Raw genomic sequence first — 17,507 nt, 5'->3', positions numbered from 1 at the left:
TTTGAGTAATGAACGCAAAGAAAAGCAGTTGGCTAATTTGAGAAAAGGGCTTGATAAATTGGATCAAGTTTTCCCTGATGGGATTCCGTTTTCGGTGGAAAGTCGATTTTTGAGCGGGAAAGGCAGCTTAGTATTTATGAACCGTGATGATAGCAATCTTGTATTGCAGTTTGTTCCTAATAAAAAGCATTAAGCGCAAAGGGGGTTGAGAATGTCTGATGTACGCAAAGCAACTTGGAAAAAAGAATTAAATTCGATGAAGATCCAGGACAAAAAGAAGAAACACGCCTTCTACATGGCGTTGCACATGATTGTTGAATTAGGCACCACCTTGGCGAAAGCAAAGAGATCGGCTGCTAAGCGTCACGGCGTTGCAATGACTGAAATTGAATACGTTGTAAAAGCCATTCTTGGCCAAGAATTTTTCGACGCTCGAAGTAAAGCAAAAACAAGTGCAAAAAGTTAGCACTTGAATTGAGGTTTTGATTGTCTTAAATCGTGTAACCTTGTCACAAATTGAACCTTTTGGGTAGCTTGTGTCAAACAGTAGTAACTTTAGTTTCATTGTACCGGCGGTAGCTGGGTAGCTGGGTAGCTGGGTTGTTGGCTGTATCAATAATGTCGGGGAACCGGTTTGGAAATCGGTCATATTGTCTTTGGTACTAGGCGATACGTTTTTTGTTTCCTTGGCTTTAATGAAGTTGGCCAGTATGAAGTAATGAAAGAGTATTTTTATGAGTGAAGAGAAAAAAGAAGAGTTGTTGAGTTCTGAAGATTTTAACGAGCCTGGCGCGATTAAGTCGGATGCTTCGTTAAAGTTGCATACCAAAGAAGCGTTAAAAATCTTTATGGGACGAAAGGAAGATAAAGCAAGTGGCGTGCACCACATCCCCGGAATGTCGGTTTACGCTAAATTATTGCGTGTTATTTGGGGTAGCTGCCTGGCGGGTAATCCTTTTGCTAAGTGGTGGATCCAAAAAGTCGAAACTAAGCTTAAGGAAACTGAGAATGACTTGGCCGCGTATTTGAAAGAAATCAATGAGCAGCATGACATTGTTGCAGGTCGCTTAAATATCGCCAAGTCGCTCAGTGTTAAACCGGTTAAGGTTGAATTGAATTTTGCGACGCCATACACCTACAAGATTGTTTATTGCTTGGTCATGCTTGATGAGATTACTGCAAGGTTAATTACCCTGCGCCACATGGCCTTAATTTCACCGAAAGATTTTGATAAAGGGATTCGTGATTGCCGGGGATCAATCAATCGAGTGCTGAATGAGATAGGTGGATTTAAACCGCTTGAAGTAACGCTTAATGATGTTCGCGATCGATCTGAAGCTTATTTGGAGGCTGTGGAGCAAATGGGCGAACTTCCGGAAGATATTGCAAACAACAAATATACACCTGAGTTATTTCCAACCAAGAAACTCAAAATAGCAGGGTTTGGAAAAAAGAAGGTGACGAATGACTGAATCTTTTTTTAAGCAACCGGCAACGCCGGAGTTGTTTAGCCGTGAACAGCATGAACTTGTGCAAAGAACAATGCGCAAAGCATTGGTCAATGGAGCTGCTTTAAATGTGGTGTTTGTAGTCGGTCAAACTGGTGTTGGAAAAACTGTTCTAGCTAAAGAGCTGAATTTTAGATTGCAACGTAGTCTGTATGTCGATTTGTCTAAGGATAATCTGCCAACCAAGATATTGCCTTCGCAAATCATCTTTATTGATGAAGCGGAACGACAAATTAGTTCTGTTGCTGAATGGCTGGGTAGTGATGCATTTGATAATGGTCGTTCCAATGGCAATGTGGCGGTTATCTTTATCCAGGATCCGTGGGTGCTAAAAGACGTTATTACTGAAGGATTGAGCGAAGATAATTTTATCTGTATCGAGTCCTATAAGAACAATGTGTCTGGATTAGAGTTTGGTCGCATGAAGCGTCGAGTGGTTTATATGGCCGAGCTTAAAAAAGATAAAAGCCATAACTACGAAAACTGGATTTCGTTTAAATCGTCAGGATATTTAGCATCATAATTTTCATACAGTCGTAAGTCTCGACTTTTGCCGCGCTTGTCGCGGCTTTTTTTTGCCCGTAATTTATTGATCCTTATCGATGCCGGTGCCTTGGCCAAATTTGTTATGGCCATCATTAGGGTCGTGGGTTTTTGGTTGACTTTGGTAGTAATAAGAATAATAATATTACTATTATTAAACGGTTTTGGAGTTTGTTATGGTTAGTACAGAGATTAAAGATCGAATTATTGAAGCAGCAAATGCACTTTATGAGCAGGGCGGCCATGATAAGTTGCCGACCGTTGATGCTGTACGGCGCGAGGCGCGCGTATCAATGAATGATGCTTCTATTGTTGTGCGAGATTGGAAGAAAGGCTTGATGGCTAAGCCTGTTACGTTAGCCGCTGATATGCCGGAAGAGATTAAGGCGCTTGGTTTGCAGTTGATGGCTGGTGTTTGGCAGCAGGCGCAAGATCTGGCTAATAAATCATTGAATGATGCGGTTCAGGCGTGGGAATCTGATAAGGCAGAATTTGAAGCGATGATAGCTGAGATCTCAGAGGCTTTTGAAGTAGTTGAAGTGCAGCTTAAAGAGTCCGAGTCTATCCGCCAGGTTGCTGAAGAAGAAAAGGAGCGGATGGATGAGGTGGTTTCAGGCTTGGAACAGAATATAAGCAGTATGGAATCTCAGTTATCCGAAGAGAAATTAAAGGTTAGAGAGCTTGAGGCTGAGTGTAAGCGTTTTGAAAAATCTGTAGTTGGGTTGGAGCAGTCGTTAAAATCTGAAAGGGATCAAAGTCTTGCTGATAAAGCTGAGGCTAAAGCTGAAATTCAGAAATTGGAGCAGCGTTTAGTTAGTCGTGATGAAGAGCATGATGCAGAGTTGAAAGCTCTTGCCAAGGAATATAAAAAGGCTGTTGCAGACTTGCAGGATGAGATTAAAAGATTTGTAGCAGATTTGGCTAAGGCTGAATCTAAAGCTGATTCAATCGCGGAGCGTAAAGCCGAGCTTGAGAAACAAGTGGCTCAGCAGGTTTGTGAGATTAATGAGCTGAATCAGAAGTTGGGTGGGGCACAAGCAGATAACAAATCGCTAAATTCAAAGCTGGAAAGTTGTCACTTGGAATTAGGTCATATTCAGTCTGAATTAGATAGGATGAAGTCTAATAAATGATTTTTAAAGTAAATTGGTTAAAGTCAATTTTTACAATGCAATAAAAGGATGAGGTGAATTTATTATGTCCAGTTTAAAACAACTTTACGTTTTTGGTTTTTCATTTATTTTTTTAATGGCCTTTTTGGCTTACAGTTACTTTACCGCCGGTGTGGATAAGTACGAAGCGGAAAAATACAAAAAATGGGCTGAACAATACGCTAGTGATGCGGGTTATATGGCAGTGTACAAATCAGCTATGGAAGATAGCGTGATTTCCAGAGCTGAAGCCAAGGATTTAGATATAGCTCAGTCTAAAGCGGGTGAGAAAAAATGAGCGAGTTAACATTACCTGTACCCTCCTTGATTAGCGAAAAAAAGCTGTCATCAATGAAGCCAGAAAAGATATAGACAGCCGGGGCATGGGTAATTTCAAGTCGTGGACAGGAATTTAACACTTGGGATTTCATGGTTGAGTCAGTGATTTGGGTAAGATGAATTTCATGAATTTGGTTCAGTTGATTTTGCGGGTTCGGGAATTTGAAATTGGCTCAGTGGTTTGTGTTGGGGGGTTCCTATATAGCCCTTAAGGGTAAGGGGAGCCGGTACACCGTTCCCCTTACCATTTGGTGTTGAGATTTGAAAACCGGAATTGGCTTTTGGGGAGCCAATTCCGGTTTTTTGGTTTTTGTGTAATGAAAATTTGTTATTGAGAATTGTTCTTGATAACTGTAACCAGTGGTTACAGTTAGTGCGAATTGTTCTTGTTTGGGGGGATTGGGTGAATAGTAGTGAATTGAATGCTTGGCGTGATGAGTTGTATTTGAATTTTGGTTCGATTCGTGAGGCGAAACAGTATTTTGCAATGATGAATGCACGTTATGAATTGGCGAGTCAGAAGGTGGATGAGTTGCTTGATGAGTCCAAAGCGAATATGAAAGGTGAGTTGAAGCCGATTTATTTGCACCGTTCGAGTGACAGTGCTGCCAGGTCTTTGAAGTGGAAGTTGTCAGCTGCGAAGTGTTTTGGATTTGCAAATGCAGCGCGAGCAATTTCATTGTTATCGGAAGATGTGATTTCGATACTTCGTCAGGCTGAAGGCGTTAGTGATGAGTTAATTCGTGATGTGGTCGAAATGGATTTTAAGCGATGTTATTTGAATTACGCACTTAATTATTCTTATCACGAAATGAAGCGGGTTGAGCTGTTCATTGAGGAATTTGAGAGTTGGCGAAAATTACCTAGACTACTTAATGAGAATTATTCTTGACAACTGTTACCAGTGGTAACAGTTTGTGAGAATTGTTCTTATTTGATTTTTGCTGTTTTGAGTGTTGGATTTGTGCACTTGGTTTTAAGGTCTGTATTTCTTTGGTTTGATTTAATTGAGTCTCCATTAATAGGAGGATTATCAATGGCAAATCAAGAAGTTAAGTTGACTGGAAATATCGGGCAAGATTTGGTTTTTAAACAGCAAGGTGATCGAAGCTTGGCTGAAATTAGTCTGGTATGTGAAGAGTACAAGCAGACAGATGAAGGTGTTCAAGTTCGTGAGGGTACACAGAATTGGTATAACGTAACCGTTTGGGGTAAAGGGGATTCTTTAGCACCATTAAATGTGTTGCAGAAAGGGATGCGTATTCAGGTGTCAGGTGCTTTGCGCCCTTCTTTATTTCAAAAAGATGATGGAACCGTTGGTTTGGGTTTGGCGGTGAATTGTCAGGCTGGTGATGTGTTGATCAAGATGAATCGCATTGATCATGTGGTTATGCGTAAACGCGATGATCAGAATGGGTTTGGTCAGCAAGGGCAAGGCAATTACGAGGCTTAATCATGGGTGATTATTTTGCTGAAGTGGTATTGTTTGATGATGGTTCTTTTGAATTAAAAGAGTTGTTAGATTTAGATGAGTATCAAACCGTCAGCTTTCAGATTGTTGAAGTCCCTGTTCCTTATGGTTGTCTGGATGTTGATTCAATAATTGGTGCTGAATTAGAGAAGCGAGGGTTGATTTGATGAATTTGTTTATTGTTGAATCGCCTGGAAAAGTGAAAAAAATTCAGTCCTATTTAGGTTCAGGGTGGACGGTTGCCGCGTCACTTGGCCATATTCGTGATTTGCCCGGTGATGCGATGGGGATTGAGTATGAAAGCTGGAAGCTTAAATATGTTTTGACCGATAAGGGTAAGAAGACTTATTCCAATCTGAAGAAGTTGGCGGCTAATGCGGATAAGGTGTATTTGGCAACGGATTTGGATCGTGAAGGTGAGGCAATTGCTTGGCACCTTGCAACCATGTTAAAGATTCCTGTTCGAGAAGCCTTGCGAGTTAAGTTTAATGCGATTACTAAAGAGGCGATTACTAAAGCGGTCTCTAATCCGGGTTCGATTGATTTGGACTTGGTTCGTGCGCAGGAGTCTCGACGAGCGTTAGATCGATTGGTCGGGTATATGGTGTCGCCAGTTTTGTCGCGCCGTATGCAAAAAAGGTTATCTGCCGGTCGGGTTCAGTCAGTGATGTTGCGGTTGATTGTCGATCGTTGGCGTGACAACCAGGCTTTTGAGCCAGAATCATACTATGGCGCAGAATTGGATTTGGGTGATTTTAAAGTTGAGTGGAATTATGGCTCAGTGTTGAAGGATGGCGCAAAATACAATTTTGATCGGGAGTTGGCGCAGCAAGCAGCTGGTGTTGATCGGGTTGAGGTGGTTCAGGTTGAGCGCAAGAATCGCACTCGAAATCCATCTGCTCCGTTTACAACGTCGGCTATGCAGATGGCGGCTACCAAAATTGGTATTCCGATGGCTGAGGCAATGAAAGCAGCTCAAGAGCTGTATGAAGCGGCTTACATAACTTATCACCGAACGGATTCTGTTGAGTTGGCACCAGAGTCGATCGATATGCTGAGGCAGTTTGCGTTGTCGAAATGTTATCCGCTTCCGGATAAACCTAATGCTTTTAAGTCCAAAGTGGCAAATGCGCAAGAGGCGCATGAGGCGATTCGTCCAACCGACTTTACGGTTGAATCAGTTTCCGGGGTTTCTGATTCTGCATCAAAACTTTATGAGTTGATTTATAAGCAAGCACTTGCTTCTCAGTTGGCACCGGCCAAGCTAAATGATACCAAGGTGACTTTGGTGTCGATGTGTCGTAAGTTTGAGTACACTGCGTCAGGTTCGGTGGTCGTTGATCCTGGGTTTATGGTTGTAACCGGCAAGTCTGATGATCGCATTTTGCCGGTTATTGATGATGAACAGGATGTGTTTTTTGATGTTGTTGAAAGCCGTGTATTGGATAAGCAAACCAAGGCACCGGCGCTTTACACTGAGGCATCGATTCTGGGTGAGTTGGAGAAGCTGGGGATTGGTCGCCCTGCTACCTGGGCTTCGATAATGACGAATATCCGGACAAGGGGTTATATCGGGGTTACTAAGTCAAAGTCTTTAGCTCCCACACAAGTTGGCCTTGAGTTGCGTGATTCATTGTCTGGTTTTGGGTTTATGGAGTATGAATTTACTGCGGAATCTGAAGATCAAATGGATCTGGTTTCAAATGGTGAGCTGAGTTACAAGGCGTGTATCGATCGAGTGTTTAGACAAGTCTTTGCCGATGTGCGCGATAAATTGGAATTTGAAGGCGGGGCTGAAGATTTCTTTTTACCGCCCGATCAGCGTGATTATAAGCCGAGTGATAAGCAGATTGCAGCGGTTAATAAGATGGCTAATGCCTTGGGGTTATCGGTCGATCAGGTTGATCTATCGAGCGGCAGGGCTGTGTCTGAATTTCTATCGGCAAATGCGGATGCTTATAAAGCGTCCTTTCCCCCGACGGATAATCAGCTGAAGTATGCGGAGTTGTTGGCGACTGAATTGAATATTGAGATTGCGCCAGAAATTCGCAAGAGCATGGTGAAATTGTCGGCGTTTATTGATAAATACCGTCCTGAAGTTTTAAAGTTGCGCCAGCCCTCGGATAAACAGAAGGAGTTGGCGATTAAGCTTGCTGAGCAGAATGGTGTTCAGCTTCCACCGGATTGCTTGCAAAGTATGTCTGTTTGCAGTGATTTTATTGGCAAGTACATGAAAAAAGGTGGAAAAAGTAAGCGTAAAACGGTTTCAAAGAAACGTAAAACCGCTTAAAATATAACTGTTTTTTTCGTTCTTTTTGAGCGATCCCTTGCTTACTTAGGTAAGCACCCTTAGCAGCCCATCGATCCATTTGCTGCAATCGACGCTCCGATGTCGATGGATCTTTTTAAAAGTCAGTGCCCCTTGGGATATATTTCTATCCCTTGGGGTCGAGATATATCCCTTTTTTATTTTTTTATATCTTAGGAGATATTCTTATGACTACTACAGCTAATAACAACCAAGCTAATTTCTTCAATCTTCACCTAACTGGTCTTGCTTACGTTAATCGTATGCGTGAAGTAAAGCCAAAAAAAGGTAATCCTTTCACGTCTGTTACCTTGGCTTTTTTGCGAGGATCTTCTGATGATGTGGAATATACTTATGTTGATTGTATTGTTCGCGGAAGTGATGCGTTAAGCTTGCTTCAGCAATGGCAAGAATCAATTTCTGATCAGCAAAAAGTTTTGGTTACTGCTAAAGTTGGGGATATTTTCCCAGAAGCTTTTGAGCATAACAATAAAACGTATGCTTCTATCAAAGGTCGTCTTTTGACCATTGATATGATGAAAGTCAATGGTGATCTCGTTTTTGAAGCTGAGAAGCTTTCTAAAACAGACTATTTCAAAAAACAAAACCCAACTGTTACTCTTGATCCACAAGATCCTGAGTTGAAAACACGCGAAGCCTGGCTTGCGAATGTGGGTTATGAGCAGATTTCAGATTTTGAATGGAAGCTTTGATCTTTGTGGCGGTAATTCTTACCGCCGCTTTTCTCTATTTTTCTTTGATTTGAAGGGGATATTTCAATATTTTTCTGTATTGAAATGTGTCTTTATCTGTTTTTTTATCGTTCGCTTTATGTTTTTTCCTGTTTTGATGTGGGGTTAGTTCGTGTAAAATTTGCATCAAACAACGATTTCCCTGTGCTGGTTCAGTCTAACCAGAACCTTTGCTTACTTCAGTAAGTACCCTTAATCTGCGCTGCGGATCACTTTGCAGATAACCGGCTTGCCGGTCGATCCTTAAACCATACCAAATGTTTTCTCTTGGTTTTTCAGAAGGTCGGAATCCTTCTCTGTCGCCAGCTTGCCCTTTCACCAAGCTGGCATCCCATAACATCATTTCATACTTTTTTCCGGTGCTGGTCGATGCTTATGAGCCTGTTTATCGGGTTTATCGGCATCTATCAGCACCGGTTTGCGCGTCGCCGGTTGCAGACAGCGCCCCTTAGTGCTGTGAAGTGCCATGTTGTCTATTCGATAGTGAGCTAGAAATTTTGGGATTAGGCTTATTACTGTATGAGCTGCTTTTTTCGTGACGTTTTTCGTTATGAAAAAAGCAGCTTGCTTTCACTCATCTTGTTTCAAACCATTCTTTATGACGGTTCCATGAGCCGGTATAGAGAATTGTTTGATCGTTTGATCAGCAACCCTTGCTTACTTCGGTAAGCGCCCTTAGTGGCCGCCACGGATCGTTTGGCCACAACTGCATTTGCAGTGATCCAATTTTAACCTTCGGGGTACACCAATGCCCCGGCTGAGTTAACTAAGTTGTAACAGTTTTTATTTTTCCCTGCGGGATATTCCTCCCGCAGGGTTAGGAATATCCCTTTTTTGTTTTAAGGAGATGTTCCATGTCTTTTACTGATTTTTTTACAAATTCTAACCTTTTTTGTTCTTTCTTGCCTAAAGGCCAGGCTTCTTTTTTACTGGAAGTGATTGGTCGTGATGAAGGTCAATTTTTCAAAGATAAGGTGCGTGAATTGAATGATATTGTTGATTCTATGCCTGGGATTTATGGTCAAGATGGCTTAGGTGATCAAGCGATCATTTACCTTCATTATTTTGGAGGTGGGTGTGACTGGTATATTACTGAAAAGGATGTTGAAAACCCTGGCGAAGAACAATTAACTATTGCTAAGGATCAATGTCAGGCATTCGGTTTTTCTAACCTTGGTGATCCGCAAAATTCTGAATTTGGGTATATTCCGATTTCGGAGTTGCGTGAGCATCCGATTATTGAGTTGGATTTTCACTGGGAGCCTAAAACGGTTGCTGAGGTGAAAAAATCCATTGGCGCAAGATTAATTTCTGCTTAGGTGAGTGGTTTATGACCGGCTTATTTTTTGAATTGATTATTAGTTGGGTTGTTCGCAGTGCGGCTACGCTAGGTTTAATCGGTGTTTTTTCTTTGGTTTGGATCGCTATTTTCGATTTATAACCATTTTATCTTTATTACCCACGAGGGATTTTTCTATCCCTTGTGGGTGGAAATATCCCTAATTTTTTATTAGGAGATATTTATGTTTGTTCAAGCTGTTGATCGCGGTTTTGTCGTGATGTTTGAGTTGTTTGGTTATCTTGTTGAAGCCGTATTTAATGGTGATCTTGTTGAAGTTAGTTATCAGCAAGAATCCAGCGTTATTCCTCTTCAGCGAGAAATAAGGCTTAACGATGGTGTTTCGCTTCAAGCCTGGCTTGAAGCAGAGGCATTAGAAATTGTTGGCTACGATCCGCAGGGGTGGGTTGTGACGCATGGCTAATTTTCGACCAGCGCATAAAGCGCTGGTTGTTTTATCAAACCATTCTGTATGACGGTTCCAGGAGCCGGTATAGAGAATTGTTTGATCGTTTGATCAGCAACCCTTGCTTACTTCGGTAAGTGCCCTTAGTGGCCGCCACGGATCGTTTGGCCACAACTGCATTTGCAGTGATCTATTTTTAACCTTCGGGGTACACCAATGCCCCGAAGGGCAGCGGTGTATCTCTTATTTGGAGATTTATCTATGATTTCGTCTATTGATGATTCAATTACCCTTAACCAATCGCAACGTCTTTTTGTTATTTCAGCCGGTGGCGGTTATTCATGCTTGGGCTTTGATGTGCTTTTTAAGAAATTAAAAGCTATGTCGAGTTTACTCAATTTGGAACTCCCTAAAGAGTCCGAAATTGGAAAACTGTGCCAGTATGCTCAATATGAAAACGCCCTGGACGTTCTTCGTGCGAAAGGTGGCTTTAAGCAAACTTGGTATGATCCAGACACCAAGACTAAAGTTAAAAAGGCCTTGGAAAAGTGCCGTAAAGATGAGCGCGTTATTCGTGTGTTTTATGGTGACACTGATTCAGGTCGAGCATGGCTTGAAGAGTTTGATGTTATTGGTCGAGTTGGTCGTTCAACCGGTTTGATGAAGATACCATTGCTTGTGCCAGATGGTGAATATGGCGGTGGCTCTTTGCTTGATTCTCAGGTCGTTCGTATTGTTGATGTGGCTACTGGTGAAGTGGCTTATTCACATCCGAACTTTAGCTTGCCAAAATTCAAAATTGTTGAATATCTTGGTGGTGAAATGAGTGTCGGTGTTGAAGCGGATGGCAAGCTTCACGCGCAGTTTGAATCGTTGCCAAAGGCAGCTGCTTGGATTGCGTTTATGTCTGGTGAGTGTCTTTGTCAATCTAAGGTGGAGGGTTGAGTTATGGTTCGCATAATGACAGATCTTTCATCGAGAACGATAAATACTCGTATTAACAAATTCCAAATTGATGGAATTCGGTGGGGTGGTAGCAAGCGGGGTTCTTCCGATTATATTTTTGACTGTCGAGGTCAAAATTTGGAACTCTTGATTGCATCAAAAATTCTATCCCAGCGTGAGGCGGAAGCTATTTTTGATTCGGGGGATACATATTTTCTTTTGAGAATGCGATCCTTTAAATAAAAAGTAAGTGGCGACCGGTTTACCGGTTGCCCTTCTTTCTTATCAAACCATTCTGTATGACGGTTCCATGAGCCGGTATAGAGAATTGTTTGATCGTTTGATCAGCAACCCTTGCTAAGTTCGCTTAGCGCCCTTAGTGGCCGCCACGGATCGTTTGGCCACAACTGCGTTTTGCAGTGATCCATTTTTAACCTTCGGGGTACACCAATGCCCCGGAGGGCAGCGGTGTATCTCTTGTATTCGGAGATACAATTATGGCTTTTAAAAAGGTAAAAGATAAAGACGCTCAATTCAAAAAAGTAACTCAACAAATCGTTGAATCTTTGGAGAAAGGGCTTGTTGATGGAAGTTTTTCGGTTCCTTGGGATCGAATGCGTTCTATTGCGACCAATGCAAAAACCGGTCAGCGATTGATTGGAATTTCGCAATTATTGTGTTCAATGAGCATGGCAGAGCAAGGTTTTGAAGCAAACCGTTGGTTGACCTTCAAGCAAGCTACTGAGCTTGGTGGAAAAGTAATCAAAGGATCAAAGTCAACTTTGGTTTTTTGGCTTAGACCGTTTCTTAAAGATTCCAAAGGCAAGCTGTTTTCACCTGACAGAGAACGAATTCAGCAAGCAATGGAGGACGGTGAAGATGTTATTTGGTCGTATCGTTATGCGCCCTACTTTAACGTCGAGCAAATCGAGGGGCTTGAAGAACATTATTACGATCCAAAGGGTAGTGTTGTTGAGCCGTTAGGTGTTGGTGAAGAGTTTTCGCCTATTGAAGTGGCAGAGCAGTATTTATCCGCTCTATCTCTTCATGCCAAAGATCCGGTGGAATTGTCTCATGGTGGTGTCCGTGCTTTTTATTCACCGCTTAGCGATTCCATTACTTTGCCCAAAAAGGAAAAGTTTCATTCTGAGCTGGCTTATTACCAGACTCGTTTGCATGAAACGATTCACTGGACGGGTGCGGCTTCTCGTTGCAACCGGGATGGTATTGTGAAGTTCGATGCTTTCGGTTCAACGCAATATGCTTTTGAAGAGCTTGTTGCGCAGCTAGGTGCAGCAATGGCTTCTGCGGAGCTTGGATTAGAGAGCGGTGGAGTTGACGATATGCACGTCAAATACATCAAATCATGGGTGAAAGTTCTAAAAGACGATTATAAGGCGATTTTCAAAGCTTCTCAGGAGGCAATGAAGTCTGTTCGCTTATTAAATCGCATGGTCGTTGAAGCACAGTCTCAGTCAATCGATAAAGTCGCTGATGATTTGGCTGAACAAGCAAGTCTTTAGCAAGATATGTTTGGTTGATTATGGTTTTGAGCGAGTAGGGGCGTTCAACCGGTCTGGCGATCGCCAGAAAAGGAAAACGGCACCTTTCGATGCCGTCTATTTTGGAGGTAAGTATGAAAATGCCCCTTACTGCAATTTTCATCTTCCTTGCTTTTTTATTGTATTCGCCTGCTGCTTTCTAAGCAAGCGAGATAATTGAGTAAGTGGCGACCGGTTCACCGGTTGCCCTCCTTTTCAAACCATTCTGTATGACGGTTCCGGGAGCCGGTATAGAGAATTGTTTGATCGTTAGATCAGCAACCCTTGCTTACTTCGGTAAGCGCCCTTAGTGGCCGCCACGGATCGTTTGGCCACAACTGCATTTTGCAGTGATTCAATTTTAACCTTCGGGGTACACCAATGCCCTGAAGGGCAGCGGTGTATCTCTTATTTGGAGATATGTTATGTCTAGTCGTTATGTGACAAGTTTCAGTCATTGTGTATCGGGTATGGAATACCCTTTGCCAGATGGTTTTAAAGATGATTCTTATGGCAATGATACGTGTGCATCTGCCGTTAATGAATTGCTGAAAGTTAAGCTTTTTGTTGATCACAAAAATCCGGATGATAGAGAGGATCCAGAGAAAGAGCGATTTTCCGTTTTTTCAACTGATGAAGAAGGCGTGACCGTTCATTTCTTATTTGAATCTGAGTCTTATTCTGAAGTCTGTGAGTTTATCGGAGGGCTTGATCATGCAGTTTGATTCTTTAGCTGATTTTCGTTTTAAGGTTCGTGAAGCTTTAAGTGTCGAGAAAGATTTGTACCGGGATGATGGTTTTTACTTTAATCGATCTTTGCACGGTATTCGTGGGTTAATTACGAATGATGCGTTATCAAAATATGCCTTTCCTGAATTTAATCAGTTGGTCGCACTTCCTTTTAGAAGTGTGTCTGAAGGTAATGCTTCTTTTAGTTATCAGTTCATCAAAGTATATGATTTGGATAGTGAAGGCAGTCTCAAAGAGATTGCAGAAATTCGTTATGTAGGTCATGAGTCAATTACTCGTTTTTTGATTCGATGTATTCAGGCTTTGAATCGTTATTTTGGCGTTACTTTTGAAGGTGTGTTTAAGGATAGTGGTCTTTATAGTTTTCGTGCTTGTGCTGATGAGGATGGTTATATCTATGAAGTTCCTACTGAAAATGCACAGTTTTGGGGGTTGTACGCTAAGGATGATCGAAATTTGACCATGTGGATTCAAGACTTTGAAACGCAGCGTGAAGTTTTAAACACTTGGGCGAAGCTAACAATGCTGAAGTCTTGGGATCAGGATTTGTAATTTTCACTTTCTACAAAGCGGTCAATGACCGCTTTTTTTGTGTCTGTAAACCAAGTGCAGGATTTTTGCACTTGGTTTTGAGTAGTCTTTTTTTTGTTTTTGCGATGATGTAAGCGTGTAAAAAAGCAGGGATAGAGGAAATCATGAAAAAAGTGCTACTTGCCGCCGCGATTGCTACGGCTTCGCAGTCTGTTTTTGCTGCGGATTCGCAAATTGGACGATATACAACTGAATCAGCAAAACCTACGTATGCGCAACAAAACCTTCTTGGTACTGAGGTTGAAGTCAAATTTCCCAAAGAAGTTTATACCGTTCACGAAGCCATTGAGTATTTATTAAAGCCTTCAGGTTATCGTTTGGCGGTCGGTGATGTGGATCCAAATATTGAAATTCTTTATAAGCAAGTGTTGCCGGACGTTCATCGGCACATCGGTACTGTGAGTCTAGCGGATGCGCTAAAGGTCTTAGCAGGGGATGTGTGGAAATTGTCAATCAACCCTGTTCTGAGAACAGTGACCTATAAGCTTGATGAGGCAGCAAGAGCACAGTATGTCGGTTTTGATGAGCAGATCAGCAAGGCAGTCAAGCAATCAAGTGAAAATGAATTATGGGTTGTTCAGAGTGGCAGCACACTTCGACAGGTTTTGTTTGATTGGGTTGCACAGTCGGATGAGTGGCGTGCGTTTGAGTATGTTGTTGATTCGGTAAATGGTGTAAATGTTGACATCTATTTGTCGGATGTTCAGCCGGTGCAAGGCAGTTTGATTGAGGCGATGGAAAAATTAATGACTCAAATTCGCGCTCAGGAGGGTATTGCCAAAATGAAAGCACAATTTGGTATGACTGATCGAACTTTATCTGTTCAGGGTCAATTGGGCTATCAGCGTGGCGAGCAACCTGGTATGAATTTTAAGGGTTATGAGCTTCCAGTTGAAGTGGTAGATCGCGTATATCGAGAGACGAAAGTGACGCTTAAATCAGTGGAGTAATCAAGTGCGTAAATATGTTGCTGCTATGTTGATTTCCTTGGTGCCTTTTCATGCTGCGAAATCTGAAGACTTCAATATGCTTAATGTAATCCAGTCTGCACTTAACCTTGAGTGCATGGATTACTGTTTTACTGGCACCTGCTTCCATTTGAAGTGTAGCTTGTTTAGTGGCTGTAAGACTTGGGTTTCACCTAAAGTTAAGCACAACCTGCCCGATTTGCTTGTTACGGTTTATGACGAACTCGATGAGCAGCCTTTTACTGAATACCGTGCAATTCAAAGTAATTTGTTAAGTATGCTTGATGACGGTGAGGGGGCTAATTTGATGCAGGGTAATAAGCTTGAAAGCAGTCAAATACGCTTCAAAAACACGTCGGTTATCGGCCATCCGTTTCTGGTATTTGCAACGAATTTTCAAAAAACAGGAAGTTTAGAAATTCCAAAAACAGATGGGACTTATATAAATGTTCCTGGCGGCTGGTCATTTGAAGATGAAACTGGTGATGGTGATCACAGGTGGAGTTATACACCACCTTCACAAGAGGGTGGTGGTCTTTTTGTTGATTCAGAGGTTGGTCAAGCTTTTGGTGCCGCTTTAGGTAACGAATACTTCAAAGGCTTTTGCCCGTCGAATGTAACGCCGCTCAAACCTCATTACGATTCATTTGTAGATCAATTGGAGTGGCGATACGGTTTTATTGAGCGTTTCCAGGCCATTGCGAAAGGGTATCACTGGTTTGGAAAACGCGAAATTGGCACCCGTACATCCACCAATATTATTGGAACGAATACATGGGGTCAGGTTTGGCCAAGAATAGGGTTTGTCGTACAGCAAGAGGATGCTAAGGCCGCAGCCATTATTGCTCAAAGAGCAATTGATATTGCAACGCGTAGTGATGGTTGGCGTATTCACAGTAAAGCGCCAACTCCGGCCTCGAATGAAAAAACAGATAAGTGGCAAATGATTAGTCCAAAAGAAGATAGCGTGTGTAAACCTTTTGGTAGTACCAATGCGAATTGGTCTGATGGTCGAAATGATGATGGCGAAGAGCAGTATGGTTGGAATTATTGGCGTCCGTATAGTTGCTGTTTAGGTGGTGGTAATGTTATTGCAAAAGCCAGTATTCCACCAATATGTTTAAAAGATTTGTTCTAGGTTTATTGTTTTGGTGAATATGTATGTCGAGTGAAAGAAAAGAAGAAGTGTTAGAAGATGAAAAAGCAGTTTCAGATGAGGTTAGTTCTGAGAATGTTGGGATGGCGGATGAACTTAGAGAGCGTATTCAAGGGTCACTTGATGAACCTGATAAGCCTTCTTCTGAGCGTGAATTGCCGCCTTTGATAAATGATGATGCTGTTTCTGATAAGCCTGAAAAAAAACCAGGTTTGTTTGTTCGTTTGTTTAAAGCTGCGGTTAAAACAACGGTTGCATTAGTTTTTGTAGGCGGTGCTTTTGTTGGGTATTTAATCTATGAGGAAAATCAATCAACCGATGGGGATGAACCTAAGCCGATTTCTGAGTTGATTGAACAATCTGAGAAAGAGCCGCCGGAACTTGGAATGCCGGAGCACAAGCCATTACAGCTAGCGGAACTAACCAATAACGGTGAAAAGATTCGTGAAGAAATTGCAAATGGTGCTACAGCAGAGATTGAGGGTGAACGTGTATTAGAAGGCGTTGAGCAAAAAACCGTCACCATTGGAGGGTATGAAGTCAAGTTGCCGGAATTTTCACTTGATAACTTTATTGCTGATTTGGATGGGGTTAAAAAGCGTGTCGAAGGTTACACGGGTCAGATTTCCGAAATTTATTCCAAGATTGATGATTTAACTAAAAGCCTAGAGAATCAATTCATCGAAGATCAAAAGCAAGAGCAAGAGATTGCTGAGCTTAAGGCGCAAATCGCGGCGTTAACAAAGGATGTTGATAAGTTAGAGCGTAATGATCGTCGTCAAGCAGCCGTTCGCGCAGCGGCAGTTAAAAAAGCAGAGATTCCACGAGTAAAAGGCTTTTTTGTCTGGCAATACAAAGCAGGCGTTGAAATTGATTATAAGGGGTCAACCGATCGTTATTATGAAGGCGATATGCTAGGTGATATGCGTGTTGTAAAAGTTGATCTTGTGAAAGAAAAAGTCGTTGTGCGTAAAGATGGTAAGGAGGTCATGCTTTGATTAAGTTTATTCTTCCAGTCGGGCTTGTAGCGTTTTCTAGTTTGGCTTGTGCCCAGGTTGCAAATACTTCGGTCGATCGTTCATTAGCGTCTGAGACAGAGCAAGGCACACAATTACCCGACGAATTGAACATTGAGCAGTACGAGCAAAAATTTTGGGCGCTAAGTGATGAGGATTGGGCGTTGTATCAAAAGGTAAAGCCAATTGCTCAGCAGTTGTCAAAAACCGAAGCAAGTCCTCCGGAAGTGCTTGGTATTTTTGCGCGCACTCCGCAGGAGCGAGAGCGTTACGCTAAGTTGTTCGCTAAGCGTTATGTGCAGTATGTTGATAGTTCGGTTGAATCGATGCGTCTGGTTCGACAAGAATTGCGCAAGCTGCATGAGGGGCGATCGATGTTTGATTATGCAAAGCTTAATGATCTTCGGGGTGACAAAATTGGCGTACATGATCGTGTGCAATTTTTTACGAAAGTCGATTGTGATGAATGTCATGCGCGTTTAGCGCAATTGATCAATCAGGTGCGGTACTACAAAGTTAAGCTGGATATTTTTGTGATTGATGATTCGACGGATGAGCAGTTGCAAAAGTATGCCAGGGCTTACATTCCGGAAGAGCTGGCAAAAGATGGCTATATCACTTTGAACCGTGATACTCAGTTTGCTAAGAAGCACGGTATTAAGGCACCGGCTACGTTCATTAGTATGGATGGTGGTGATCTCCAAGTGCACACCATGAAGTAAC

At 42.2% G+C, this 17,507-nt stretch carries 22 protein-coding genes; 21 read left to right on the top strand and 1 reads right to left on the bottom strand.

The features are described from left to right. Position 1 precedes the first annotated feature (1 nt). The 11 genes from HRR27_RS08700 (at position 2) to HRR27_RS08650 (ending at position 8,033) form a co-directional block, all read left to right on the top strand. Positions 2–193, top strand: coding sequence for a hypothetical protein (locus HRR27_RS08700; RefSeq protein WP_173272859.1), 192 nt, complete (start codon positions 2–4; stop codon positions 191–193). An 18-nt stretch (positions 194–211) separates the two neighbouring features. Further along, positions 212–466: a hypothetical protein gene (locus HRR27_RS08695; protein ID WP_173272857.1), complete on the top strand. Its 255-nt coding sequence runs from the start codon at positions 212–214 to the stop codon at positions 464–466. A 268-nt stretch (positions 467–734) separates the two neighbouring features. Beyond that, the gene (locus HRR27_RS08690) at positions 735–1,472 is read left to right on the top strand and encodes a PFL_4669 family integrating conjugative element protein (RefSeq protein ID WP_173272855.1); all 738 of its coding nucleotides are present in this window, start codon (positions 735–737) and stop codon (positions 1,470–1,472) included. Then, positions 1,465–2,031 carry a P-loop NTPase family protein gene (locus tag HRR27_RS08685; protein WP_173272853.1) on the top strand — a complete coding sequence of 189 codons (567 nt, stop codon included), beginning with the start codon at positions 1,465–1,467 and terminating at the stop codon, positions 2,029–2,031. Before HRR27_RS08690 ends, HRR27_RS08685 begins: the two co-directional genes overlap by 8 nt. A gap of 196 nt (positions 2,032–2,227) precedes the next feature. Next, on the top strand, positions 2,228–3,184 hold the full coding sequence (locus tag HRR27_RS08680; RefSeq protein WP_173272851.1) for a DNA-binding protein: 957 nt from the start codon (positions 2,228–2,230) through the stop codon (positions 3,182–3,184). A gap of 64 nt (positions 3,185–3,248) precedes the next feature. Beyond that, the gene (locus tag HRR27_RS08675; protein ID WP_173272849.1) at positions 3,249–3,500 is read left to right on the top strand and encodes a hypothetical protein; all 252 of its coding nucleotides are present in this window, start codon (positions 3,249–3,251) and stop codon (positions 3,498–3,500) included. Between the two features lie 444 nt (positions 3,501–3,944). Beyond that, positions 3,945–4,433: a hypothetical protein gene (locus tag HRR27_RS08670; protein ID WP_173272847.1), complete on the top strand. Its 489-nt coding sequence runs from the start codon at positions 3,945–3,947 to the stop codon at positions 4,431–4,433. 144 nt (positions 4,434–4,577) lie between these two features. After that, positions 4,578–4,994, top strand: coding sequence for a single-stranded DNA-binding protein (locus tag HRR27_RS08665; protein WP_173272845.1), 417 nt, complete (start codon positions 4,578–4,580; stop codon positions 4,992–4,994). A gap of 2 nt (positions 4,995–4,996) precedes the next feature. Further along, on the top strand, positions 4,997–5,179 hold the full coding sequence (locus tag HRR27_RS08660) for a hypothetical protein (protein ID WP_173272843.1): 183 nt from the start codon (positions 4,997–4,999) through the stop codon (positions 5,177–5,179). Then, entirely contained in the window at positions 5,179–7,302 is a 2,124-nt protein-coding gene (gene topA, locus HRR27_RS08655) for a type I DNA topoisomerase (protein WP_173272841.1), read from the top strand. The genes HRR27_RS08660 and topA overlap by 1 nt, the downstream gene beginning before the upstream one ends. 206 nt (positions 7,303–7,508) lie before the next feature. Beyond that, complete coding sequence (locus HRR27_RS08650; RefSeq protein WP_173272839.1) at positions 7,509–8,033, top strand: DUF3577 domain-containing protein; 525 nt, start codon at positions 7,509–7,511, stop codon at positions 8,031–8,033. 378 nt (positions 8,034–8,411) lie between these two features. On the opposite strand, the gene HRR27_RS12930 is transcribed toward HRR27_RS08650, so the two are convergent. After that, on the bottom strand, positions 8,412–8,540 hold the full coding sequence (locus HRR27_RS12930; RefSeq protein ID WP_279585862.1) for a hypothetical protein: 129 nt from the start codon (positions 8,538–8,540) through the stop codon (positions 8,412–8,414). Between the two features lie 386 nt (positions 8,541–8,926). Between HRR27_RS12930 and HRR27_RS08645 the strand changes: the two genes are divergently transcribed. The 10 genes from HRR27_RS08645 to HRR27_RS08600 all read left to right on the top strand — a co-directional run bounded on the left by HRR27_RS08645 (position 8,927) and on the right by HRR27_RS08600 (position 17,506). Then, the gene (locus HRR27_RS08645) at positions 8,927–9,391 is read left to right on the top strand and encodes a hypothetical protein (RefSeq protein WP_173272837.1); all 465 of its coding nucleotides are present in this window, start codon (positions 8,927–8,929) and stop codon (positions 9,389–9,391) included. A gap of 204 nt (positions 9,392–9,595) precedes the next feature. Further along, positions 9,596–9,835: a hypothetical protein gene (locus HRR27_RS08640; protein WP_173272835.1), complete on the top strand. Its 240-nt coding sequence runs from the start codon at positions 9,596–9,598 to the stop codon at positions 9,833–9,835. Positions 9,836–10,078: 243 nt separating this feature from the next. Continuing rightward, a complete protein-coding gene (locus HRR27_RS08635) occupies positions 10,079–10,762 on the top strand; it encodes a hypothetical protein (protein ID WP_173272833.1) in 684 nt (227 codons plus the stop codon). A gap of 497 nt (positions 10,763–11,259) precedes the next feature. Next, a complete protein-coding gene (locus HRR27_RS08630; protein WP_173272831.1) occupies positions 11,260–12,285 on the top strand; it encodes an ArdC family protein in 1,026 nt (341 codons plus the stop codon). 443 nt (positions 12,286–12,728) lie between these two features. Continuing rightward, complete coding sequence (locus tag HRR27_RS08625; RefSeq protein WP_173272829.1) at positions 12,729–13,028, top strand: hypothetical protein; 300 nt, start codon at positions 12,729–12,731, stop codon at positions 13,026–13,028. Further along, positions 13,018–13,605 carry a hypothetical protein gene (locus tag HRR27_RS08620; protein ID WP_173272827.1) on the top strand — a complete coding sequence of 196 codons (588 nt, stop codon included), beginning with the start codon at positions 13,018–13,020 and terminating at the stop codon, positions 13,603–13,605. The genes HRR27_RS08625 and HRR27_RS08620 overlap by 11 nt, the downstream gene beginning before the upstream one ends. A 143-nt stretch (positions 13,606–13,748) precedes the next feature. Further along, the gene (pilL2, locus tag HRR27_RS08615) at positions 13,749–14,594 is read left to right on the top strand and encodes a PFGI-1 class ICE element type IV pilus protein PilL2 (RefSeq protein WP_173272825.1); all 846 of its coding nucleotides are present in this window, start codon (positions 13,749–13,751) and stop codon (positions 14,592–14,594) included. 4 nt (positions 14,595–14,598) lie between these two features. Then, on the top strand, positions 14,599–15,750 hold the full coding sequence (locus tag HRR27_RS08610; RefSeq protein ID WP_173272823.1) for a TraU family protein: 1,152 nt from the start codon (positions 14,599–14,601) through the stop codon (positions 15,748–15,750). Between the two features lie 23 nt (positions 15,751–15,773). Then, positions 15,774–16,766: a hypothetical protein gene (locus HRR27_RS08605; protein WP_173272821.1), complete on the top strand. Its 993-nt coding sequence runs from the start codon at positions 15,774–15,776 to the stop codon at positions 16,764–16,766. After that, positions 16,763–17,506 (top strand): hypothetical protein, encoded by a 744-nt coding sequence (locus HRR27_RS08600; protein WP_173272819.1) that lies wholly within the window; start codon positions 16,763–16,765, stop codon positions 17,504–17,506. The genes HRR27_RS08605 and HRR27_RS08600 overlap by 4 nt, the downstream gene beginning before the upstream one ends. The last annotated feature ends 1 nt before the right edge of the window (position 17,507 follow it).

It is taken from the genome of Thiosulfatimonas sediminis (assembly GCF_011398355.1).
In the GTDB taxonomy this organism is placed as follows: Bacteria; Pseudomonadota; Gammaproteobacteria; order Thiomicrospirales; family Thiomicrospiraceae; genus Thiomicrorhabdus; species Thiomicrorhabdus sediminis_A.
This window is presented reverse-complemented; position numbering and strand designations above follow the sequence as displayed.

What these genes read in the sequence shown, in the direction of transcription:
- HRR27_RS08650 (WP_173272839.1), top strand. Translation starts at nt 7,509, where the DNA reads ATGACTACTACAGCTAATAACAACCAAGCTAATTTCTTCAATCTTCAC.
- HRR27_RS08690 (WP_173272855.1), top strand. Translation starts at nt 735, where the DNA reads ATGAGTGAAGAGAAAAAAGAAGAGTTGTTGAGTTCTGAAGATTTTAAC.
- HRR27_RS08685 (WP_173272853.1), top strand. Translation starts at nt 1,465, where the DNA reads ATGACTGAATCTTTTTTTAAGCAACCGGCAACGCCGGAGTTGTTTAGC.
- HRR27_RS08630 (WP_173272831.1), top strand. Translation starts at nt 11,260, where the DNA reads ATGGCTTTTAAAAAGGTAAAAGATAAAGACGCTCAATTCAAAAAAGTA.
- HRR27_RS08645 (WP_173272837.1), top strand. Translation starts at nt 8,927, where the DNA reads ATGTCTTTTACTGATTTTTTTACAAATTCTAACCTTTTTTGTTCTTTC.
- topA (WP_173272841.1), top strand. Translation starts at nt 5,179, where the DNA reads ATGAATTTGTTTATTGTTGAATCGCCTGGAAAAGTGAAAAAAATTCAG.
- HRR27_RS08660 (WP_173272843.1), top strand. Translation starts at nt 4,997, where the DNA reads ATGGGTGATTATTTTGCTGAAGTGGTATTGTTTGATGATGGTTCTTTT.
- HRR27_RS08680 (WP_173272851.1), top strand. Translation starts at nt 2,228, where the DNA reads ATGGTTAGTACAGAGATTAAAGATCGAATTATTGAAGCAGCAAATGCA.
- HRR27_RS08605 (WP_173272821.1), top strand. Translation starts at nt 15,774, where the DNA reads ATGTCGAGTGAAAGAAAAGAAGAAGTGTTAGAAGATGAAAAAGCAGTT.
- HRR27_RS08640 (WP_173272835.1), top strand. Translation starts at nt 9,596, where the DNA reads ATGTTTGTTCAAGCTGTTGATCGCGGTTTTGTCGTGATGTTTGAGTTG.
- HRR27_RS08625 (WP_173272829.1), top strand. Translation starts at nt 12,729, where the DNA reads ATGTCTAGTCGTTATGTGACAAGTTTCAGTCATTGTGTATCGGGTATG.
- HRR27_RS08665 (WP_173272845.1), top strand. Translation starts at nt 4,578, where the DNA reads ATGGCAAATCAAGAAGTTAAGTTGACTGGAAATATCGGGCAAGATTTG.
- HRR27_RS12930 (WP_279585862.1), bottom strand. Translation starts at nt 8,540, where the DNA reads ATGGCACTTCACAGCACTAAGGGGCGCTGTCTGCAACCGGCGACGCGC.
- HRR27_RS08675 (WP_173272849.1), top strand. Translation starts at nt 3,249, where the DNA reads ATGTCCAGTTTAAAACAACTTTACGTTTTTGGTTTTTCATTTATTTTT.
- HRR27_RS08635 (WP_173272833.1), top strand. Translation starts at nt 10,079, where the DNA reads ATGATTTCGTCTATTGATGATTCAATTACCCTTAACCAATCGCAACGT.
- HRR27_RS08695 (WP_173272857.1), top strand. Translation starts at nt 212, where the DNA reads ATGTCTGATGTACGCAAAGCAACTTGGAAAAAAGAATTAAATTCGATG.
- pilL2 (WP_173272825.1), top strand. Translation starts at nt 13,749, where the DNA reads ATGAAAAAAGTGCTACTTGCCGCCGCGATTGCTACGGCTTCGCAGTCT.
- HRR27_RS08620 (WP_173272827.1), top strand. Translation starts at nt 13,018, where the DNA reads ATGCAGTTTGATTCTTTAGCTGATTTTCGTTTTAAGGTTCGTGAAGCT.